This is a genomic window from Aeromicrobium sp. PFPM2_SD2 (assembly GCF_057364525.1).
The window spans coordinates 1-879 of record NZ_JBNFNZ010000675.1 but is presented as its reverse complement, the minus strand read 5'-3'; the positions used below and the strand labels follow the sequence as shown (position 1 = coordinate 879).

2 protein-coding genes are annotated in these 879 nt (G+C 73.9%); one reads left to right on the top strand and one right to left on the bottom strand.

Features of this window, described 5'->3' with window-relative positions; all coding sequences use genetic code 11:
* Positions 1 to 304 (bottom strand): MFS transporter (locus AC2W7G_RS17375; RefSeq protein WP_485869538.1); only part of this gene is annotated, 304 nt, incomplete at its 3' end.
* 107 nt (positions 305 to 411) lie between these two features.
* Here AC2W7G_RS17375 and AC2W7G_RS17370 point away from each other — a divergent pair.
* A complete protein-coding gene (locus tag AC2W7G_RS17370) occupies positions 412 to 840 on the top strand; it encodes a winged helix-turn-helix transcriptional regulator (RefSeq protein WP_485869537.1) in 429 nt (142 codons plus the stop codon).
* Positions 841 to 879: the final 39 nt, after the last annotated feature.

The following is an 879-nucleotide window of genomic DNA, read 5'->3' as shown; positions in this document are numbered from 1 at the left end:
CGAGGCAGGCCAGCAGCACGCCCGGCGTGGGCGAGGCCGCCGCCCCCAGCGTGCCCAGGGCGGCGAGGAGCAGCTGGGCGCCGATGAGCCGGCGTCGGTCCAGCACGTCACCCAGCGGCACGAGGGCGACCAGGCCCACCAGGTAGCCGACCTGTCCCACGGCGACGATCCAACCCAGGTCGGACTGGGCCACCCCCAGGTCCCCTCCAACCAGGGCCAGCACGGGCTGGGCGACGTAGATCGTCGCGACGGCGACCGAGCACACGGCGGCGAGCAGCAGGCGTCGTCCGGGCGCCAGCGTCACGTCGTCTCCGTCGGTAGTGAATTGCAACTCATCGACCGTAGGGCACCATGGTCTTGATCTGCAACTCATCGGGAGGCGTCATGAACCCTGTCGTCGGCGCTGGCGACGTGACCTGGACCGACCCCACGTGTCCGGTCGCGCGGACGCTCGACCTCGTCGGGGACCGTTGGAGCCTGCTCGTCGTCCGCGACGCCATGGACGGCGCGCGGTCGTTCACCGAGTTCCAGCAGCGCACTGGCATCGCGCGCAACATCCTCACCGACCGGCTCCGCCGTCTCGTCGAGCGCGGCCTGCTCGAGCGCGAGACGGCGCCGTCCGGGCGGCGCCAGGTCTACGTCCTGACCGACGCCGGCCGGGACCTCTTCACGGTCGTCGTGGCGCTGCGCCAGTGGGGCGAGCGGCACGCGTTCGCCGCGGACGAGGACCGCTCCGTCCTCGTCGGCCAGGACGGCCGCCCGGTCGCCCCGCTCCGCCCCACCGACGTCCGAGGCGAGCCCGTGGACGTCGGCTCCACCACCGTCCGACGACCGGGCTGACCGGCGCGACGCGCTCCCCGGACGCACGGGGCCGCCCCG